The sequence below is a fragment of the Kovacikia sp. CALU 1929 genome (assembly GCF_056784235.1).
Window position 1 is genome coordinate 187784 of record NZ_JBXBCF010000099.1, and the last position, 7129, is coordinate 194912.

6 protein-coding genes are annotated in these 7129 nt (G+C 49.8%); 3 read left to right on the plus strand and 3 right to left on the minus strand.

The window, feature by feature from the left end; translation table 11 throughout:
• Nucleotides 1-62 precede the first annotated feature (62 nt).
• Both AC1S52_RS28580 and AC1S52_RS28585 read right to left on the minus strand, forming a co-directional pair.
• Nucleotides 63-719: a methyltransferase family protein gene (locus AC1S52_RS28580; RefSeq protein WP_482032448.1), complete on the minus strand. Its 657-nt coding sequence runs from the start codon at nucleotides 717-719 to the stop codon at nucleotides 63-65.
• Between the two features lie 110 nt (nucleotides 720-829).
• Nucleotides 830-1384: a rhomboid family intramembrane serine protease gene (locus AC1S52_RS28585; protein WP_482032449.1), complete on the minus strand. Its 555-nt coding sequence runs from the start codon at nucleotides 1382-1384 to the stop codon at nucleotides 830-832.
• Nucleotides 1385-1533: 149 nt separating this feature from the next.
• Between AC1S52_RS28585 and AC1S52_RS28590 the strand changes: the two genes are divergently transcribed.
• The 3 genes from AC1S52_RS28590 to AC1S52_RS28600 all read left to right on the plus strand — a co-directional run bounded on the left by AC1S52_RS28590 (nucleotide 1534) and on the right by AC1S52_RS28600 (nucleotide 6064).
• Nucleotides 1534-2982 (plus strand): transglutaminase domain-containing protein, encoded by a 1449-nt coding sequence (locus AC1S52_RS28590; protein ID WP_482032450.1) that lies wholly within the window; start codon nucleotides 1534-1536, stop codon nucleotides 2980-2982.
• A gap of 490 nt (nucleotides 2983-3472) precedes the next feature.
• Nucleotides 3473-4450: a UDP-glucuronic acid decarboxylase family protein gene (locus AC1S52_RS28595; protein WP_482032451.1), complete on the plus strand. Its 978-nt coding sequence runs from the start codon at nucleotides 3473-3475 to the stop codon at nucleotides 4448-4450.
• A gap of 207 nt (nucleotides 4451-4657) precedes the next feature.
• Nucleotides 4658-6064: a UDP-glucose dehydrogenase family protein gene (locus AC1S52_RS28600; RefSeq protein ID WP_482032452.1), complete on the plus strand. Its 1407-nt coding sequence runs from the start codon at nucleotides 4658-4660 to the stop codon at nucleotides 6062-6064.
• Nucleotides 6065-6289: 225 nt separating this feature from the next.
• Here AC1S52_RS28600 and AC1S52_RS28605 read toward each other — a convergent pair whose 3' ends face one another.
• On the minus strand, nucleotides 6290-6547 hold the full coding sequence (locus AC1S52_RS28605) for a CRR7 family NDH-1 assembly protein (protein WP_482032453.1): 258 nt from the start codon (nucleotides 6545-6547) through the stop codon (nucleotides 6290-6292).
• Nucleotides 6548-7129: the final 582 nt, after the last annotated feature.

Sequence of the window (7129 nt, forward strand, 5' to 3'; positions counted from 1 at the left end):
GCCAAGCCCCTCCAGAACTTCGATGTGCCCACAAGTCCGTTCAAATCGGTATAACCAAACCCCTAATCAGAAGTAGGGGCTGCTCCACTTTCCAACGGACGGGTTCCCAGCAGTTTTGGAAACAATAGTCCAGAGTTGGCTTTATAAGCTTCAAATTCAGGATAGCGGGACAGCGATCGATCTTTTCTGAGCATATTGGGTACAAACAGAATTCCAACCATCCCTGCCAGAATTGCAACGGGTAACCAGTGTTGCGCCAGCATCGCAAATGCCAGATAGATCAGGATTTCACCCAAGTAATTAGGATTGCGCGAACGAGCAAAAAAGCCCTCTGTAATCAACCCTGAGCGATACTTGAGCGTGTAATGCTTCTGAGCGTCACTCCCAAAGTGCAGAAATACTCCCAGCAGGTTGGTGGCGATCGCTACCGCAACAATGAGAAATGAAGGTTGAGCACCACTGCTAATCAAAATCAAAGGGGCCACCCAGTACAGACTGGTCATGCTTAAAATGACTAACCCTATCCACAAGGAAACGGGTTGCTTCCACTGCTGGTCAGGGTAGATCCAGTCCTTTAGTAACCACAAAACACCATATGTTCCATGCAACGCTAGATAAACCCAGGCTCCCAAAGAGAAGTTTTGGTAGAGCAGCATCAGTCCCAAAACAATGATGGGAGTCGAGCCTTTATGGAGATTGATGAAATAGCGGGCTTGCATGGGGAGTTTTTGTAGAATCTGGTAGACCCTGAATATATTTATTCTAAAAGCCTGTTTGGATTACTGCATTTAGAACTGGGCTTTGGCGGTTACGGCTTTGCGCCCAGGCTTTAAAGGAAGTAGCGGGTGACTAAAATGCCGCCCAGAAAACCGAACAAATGTGCCTGCCAGGAAATACCTCGTCGGAGGGGCAATACTCCCCAAATTAAAGGACCATACAGCAGAACGACCAGAACTGCCGATACGGCAGAGATAGCATCTTGGTCGAAATAACCGCGAGATAGGAGAATGCCAAAATAGCCAAAGACAAGACCACTGGCACCAATATGCAAGGTATTGGGACCCCCAAATAACCATACCCCTAAACCACTGACTAACCAGACAATACTGGTGGCGATCGCAAATTCCTCGATTCCCCGGATCATGACCAGCCAACCCAGCACAAGCAGCGGCAGGGTGTTGGCAGACAAATGTTTCCAGGTGCCATGCAATAGGGGCGCAAACAGGATTCCCCGCAGCCCAATTTGAGTCCGAGGGCGGATACCAAGGCGGTCAAGCCGACCGCGAAATAGGAGTTGATCGATCGCTTCCAGCAGCCAGAGGAGGGCTACAAAACTGCCGAGGATCGTAGCGTGAGTTTGTAAATCATCAATAGGGATGGACATGGGATGTTTTATAGCGGGAATTCAGGAAACTTTGCTATACGCTCTGTAGTCCAAAACCATCAGTACACCGCGAAGAAACTAAATTGCAATCAGCAGTTTGGGTACATTAGCAGCACCAGACCCTACTACCACCTGCCCCAAAGGAAACTATGCGTTTTCTCCTCACTCTGCCGTTTCTGCTGGTCAAGCTCTTGTTGACGCTGCTGGTTTTTCTGACCCCCGTGCTGGGTGTCTGGTTCGCTTCATCGCTAGTTGCCTATAGTAACGGTCCCACCTGGTTAGTGGTTTTTTCGGGAATTTTGTTGTTTCCCCTCGTGCCCATTACCTGGGACTTGTATGTCCGGCGTAAGCGAAGGGAGGCAGGAGTGTTGACCTGGGGCGATCGCATCATTCTCCGCACTCTATTGCTGAACCTGATTTTTATTGCCTGTCTGCTGGCACTGCGTCCGCAGACGACGTTTTTAGCCTTAGCTACCCGTGGCGACTGGATGCTGGATGGTAGGCAGGGGGCACCGACTGAACTGATTCGCAAAGGGCTGTTCAGTCTGGCAAATCGGTTGGAGTGGTTATACCTGGCGGTTCACCAGAACCCTTACAAGGAGTATGCCGATAAAACTACGGTTGAATCTACACCTCAGCCGGTTAATCGAACCTTACCGACCCAACCGCAACCCAAGCCAACGACTCAAACCCCAGTCCAACCAACTGCGACTTCCCAAGTTCCTTCCTTTTGGTCTGCGGAAAACAGCAGCCTTCATCCGGCGATCGCCCATATGCCTGCCGGTGTGGAGACAAGTATTGAGTCTGTCGCTACTTACATTGCCCAGCAGGAAAAGGATCCCTTTCTGCGGGTCAAGGCTCTCCATGATTATGTTGCCGATCGCATTGCCTATGATGCCCCTGCCTTTTTTAGGCAGATTCCCCGTCCTCCGCAGGACGCTGAGACGGTGTTCCGTACCCGGAAGGCGGTCTGTGCTGGCTATGCCAGATTGCTGGTGGCATTAGGAGACGCGATCGGTGAGGAAATTGTCTATTTGGTGGGAGATTCGCGGACTCAAATTAGTGATTTGAATGGCGGGAGCCATGCCTGGAATGCCGCCAAAATTCAGGGAAACTGGTATCTGATCGATGCTACCTGGGACAGCGGTTATGTCAATGGCTCAGGCTTTACCAAGCAATATCGCACGGAATATTTGTTTCCGCCGCCAGAAGTCATGCTTATCAGCCACTTCCCCGAACAGTCCCAGTGGCAGCTTTTACCGCAAACTCTGTCTCGCGGTGAATTTCTCCGCCAGCCAATGCTACGTCCTCAATTCTTTGCGGATGGACTGAGGTTGGTTTCACCGACGCGATCGCAAACCGATGTTGAGGGAGAAGCCATGATTCAGCTTTCTAATCCTGGACAGCGCTGGCTAATGGCAAGTTATGCCACTAAAGGCAGTTCGCGATCGGAGCGCTGTAGCGACCAAACGACTCAAAATCCCCCGATTATTTGTCCCTTACCGGGAACTGGCACCTACGAAGTTCGCCTGTTCAGCAGTGGTCAACAGTACGGGCAGTACAAATATGTAGGACAGCTCGAATTCAACAAAGGATAGTTCATCATCAGGCTTCAGTAAATTCTCTCGAATTTCAAAACTCTTCCTTTGAAGATTTAATGAATTCCTATAGATTGAAATTTCGGATCTGCAAAATCTTTGTTAATTTTCTAAACAACCGTATCTTCTATCCAGGAACCTTTGACGAGTAGCATTCCCTGTAGGGCGCTTTTCTAACAGACGCTTTTCCGACCATAGTCCAACTCCTTTGTCAAAGGTTCCGGTGATAGGGGCATTTTTGAAGTATGTGTAAAGGGGTTATCCGTAAGATTTCTTAGACTGTCTCGGATTCTTGCCGAGGGATCTTTGTCCAACCTGAAAGGGGAGGGAAAAGCGGACGACCTGAAGCACTTAACGTAAAGCTTTTATAGCGTTTCCTTTCTGGGCGAGGTGCATTTCATCTGTTTGACTCAAGGGTTCTACGGCTATCCATGTACCTCACTGGATTCAAAAACGCTATATCCAGATTCCTTACCAACTTCCCGTACTTATGAGAATTCTAGTCACTGGCGGCGCTGGGTTTATTGGATCTCATCTCATAGACCGACTAATGGTGGAGGGGCACGAAGTCATCTGCCTGGATAACTTCTACACCGGGCATAAACGCAACCTTCTGAAATGGTTGAATCACCCTTACTTTGAGTTGATTCGCCACGACATTACGGAGCCAATTCGATTGGAAGCGGATCAGATCTACCACCTTGCCTGCCCGGCATCGCCAGTCCATTACCAGTACAATCCAGTCAAAACCATCAAAACGAACGTGATGGGGACATTGAACATGCTGGGTTTAGCAAAGCGGGTCAAAGCTAGATTTTTACTGGCATCCACCTCTGAAGTCTACGGCGATCCAGAAGTTCATCCCCAGTCGGAAGAGTACCGGGGTAACGTCAACCCAATCGGCATTCGTAGCTGCTACGACGAGGGCAAACGGGTGGCTGAAACCCTTGCCTTTGACTATCACCGGCAAAACGACGTACAGATCCGGGTAGCCCGCATTTTTAACACCTATGGTCCTCGGATGCTGGAGAATGATGGTCGGGTTGTGAGCAACTTTGTCGTGCAGGCATTGCGGGGTACTCCTCTCACAGTCTATGGGGATGGTTCCCAAACGCGCAGTTTCTGCTACGTGTCGGATCTGGTAGAAGGGTTAATGCGGTTGATGAATGGCGATCACCTGGGTCCAGTCAACCTGGGTAATCCAGAGGAGTACACCATTTTGCAACTGGCACAAACCGTGCAGCAGATGATCAACCCCGATGTGGACATTCAGTTTAAGCCCCTGCCCCAGGACGACCCCCGTCGCCGCCGTCCAGACATTACCAAAGCACGGGAGTGGCTAGGCTGGCAACCAACCCTGCCACTTCAGGAAGGGCTACAAGAAACCATTGCAGATTTCCGATCGCGGATTGGCAGTCCAGACGCTAATCCATTAGACATGCCTGTTTCCCCTCTTGGCGATCGGTAACACTTCTCTAATGATTTCCTCCAATCGAATGCAGAACACCTTGATGATCTCAACTCCTTGGCTGTCTTGATTGAAATTTACTCCACTTACTTGAAAAGTGTTCTGGCAAGAGAGGCTGCTGGATCTGCCGGAATGGGAAGCATCTGCTGATTTCACTCGATTCTTCTCCACTGTTCACCTTAAACCCTAGTTCTGAGGATTTTCTCCATGCGTGTTTGTGTAATCGGTACCGGATACGTCGGCTTAGTGACCGGAGCCTGTCTGGCACATGCAGGTCATCATGTCATCTGTGTGGACAACAATGAAGAAAAAGTCAAGCTGATGAAATCCGGGCGATCGCCCATTTTTGAACCAGGGCTATCGGAAATCATGCAGTCCGCCATTGACGCGAACCGCATTGAGTTTACAACCGACCTGGAAGCCGGAGTCACCCACGGGCAAGTCCTGTTTATTGCAGTGGGAACTCCAGCCCTACCCAACGGCGAAAGTGACACCCGTTATGTAGAAGCCGTTGCTAAAGGAATTGGCTCCCATTTGAACGGGGAGTACAAGGTGATTGTGAACAAATCGACCGTGCCAATTGGGTCTGGTGACTGGGTCAGAATGCTGGTGCTGGATGGTTACGCTGAGAAGAAAGCTGGGACAGGCGTGCCTGTTCTGGCAGGTGGAGGGATTCCCGATACCGTATCTGGCATTTTTAAGGAACCAGAATTTGACGTGGTTAGCAATCCAGAGTTTCTGCGGGAAGGGTCTGCGGTATTTGACACCTTCAACCCCGATCGCATTGTCTTAGGCAGCAACAAGCCAAAGCCCATCGCCCTGATGCAAGAACTCTATGCACCCATCATCGAGCGTCAGTGTGCTGAGGATAAGTCCCTGCCCCCGGTGCCCGTGGTGGTCACGGATCTGAGTTCAGCGGAGATGATTAAGTATGCAGCTAATGCCTTCCTGGCAACCAAGATCAGCTTTATTAACGAAGTTGCCAATATCTGCGATCGCGTCGGTGCTGACGTAACCGAAGTTGCCAGAGGAATCGGACTCGATTCCCGAATTGGCAACAAGTTTCTCCAGGCGGGGATTGGTTGGGGTGGTTCCTGCTTCCCCAAAGATGTCTCAGCCCTGATCCACACTGCCGATGACTATGGCTACGAGACCCATCTGCTCAAGGCTGCTGTTAGCGTCAACCAGCATCAGCGGTTGATTGTCGTTGAAAAGCTCCAGCAAGTGCTTAAGATCCTCAAAGGCAAGACTGTAGGACTATTGGGGTTGACCTTTAAGCCCGATACCGATGACCTGCGGGACGCACCTGCCCTCAACATTATTGAGCAACTCACCCGCCTGGGTGCCAAGGTGAAGGCATACGACCCGATTATTTCTCAGACTGGGATGCGCCACGGACTATCCGATGTGCTGGTGGAAACCGATCTGGAGCGTTTGGCAGATGGTTGTGATGCGCTGGTGCTGGTGACAGATTGGCAACTATTCCGCACTCTCGACTTCGCCAAAATGGCATCCCTAATGAACACGCCCATCATCATCGACGGACGCAATTTCATTGACCGCAAGGCAGTCGAGCAGGCTGGCTTCCGTTATGTAGGGGTGGGTAAAGGCTAGGTGCTAGGTGCCAGGTGTTAGGTGCTAGGTGCCAGGTAAATCGGAATTCGTGCAGCCTAACCTGGAGCCGGTTACTACTGAAGAGAGTTTCAGACCTCCGAAATCTTCGATATTTCGGAGGTCTTGGTCTTGGTAGAGTTTTAGCTTACAGCCAGTTCCCTTGGCATCAGCCACATGCACACTCATCCATACGCCGTTGTGGTTGACTCATCTAAAATCTTCCTCCTACTTCTCTAGCCTGACCACATACCACTGAAGAAACTGCCCTGGTTCCATATCTAATTCGCAGGAAGTTTCCAACAAATACTTTGCCTGTTCTGGTATCGAAGAGAATTTCTCTAAATCCCTGGGCAAATCATTCTGGCGCTTTTCCAGAATGGCTTCCAGTTTTCCTAGCATCTCTATCGTTGAGAGAAATTGTTCTGTCTCTCCCGGCTCCAGCAAAACGTAGGTGTCACTTTCGTACAGGCGAGGATCGGGCATAGTGGGATGTGGGGTGTAGGGTATCGGGGGTAGTGTTTCAAATATGTAGTTGACATCTGGTAGGAGCATTGCACTGCAATGCTCTTACGGAATACAAACAACAGGTCTAGAACACTACCGGTATCGGGTTTATGGTCAGTAGCCAGCAGTAACTCAACCTAATATCGGAGATCTTGACTACCAAGTTGCACGTTGTGTAACTAACTATGGTTTCATTCTGTCACGACCAGAACCAACCGCTCCAGATTATTCCTTCAACTTCCAGGCGATCACATCCTCTCGCCTTAGGTTGGGTTGAGTTTAGGTAGCTTGGTTTCCCGCAGGGTAACCCAACATTTATAGGCTTTTCAACCATCAATGATTGCATAAATAAGCGTGGAGTTAGACCGTTGAATGGTTCTCTTTTGCAGGAGTAGTAATGTTGGGTTTCCTGTCGTCAACCCAGTCATGGAAAAAGTCAAGTATAGGCGAGACAACTTTGTGCGACTCTACAGGAATCTCACAATTCACTCAAAGCGAAACGAACAATTAGTGTACTTTTCTACGACTTTTCATCCACTTAGGTGTCCGGATACCCGTGCA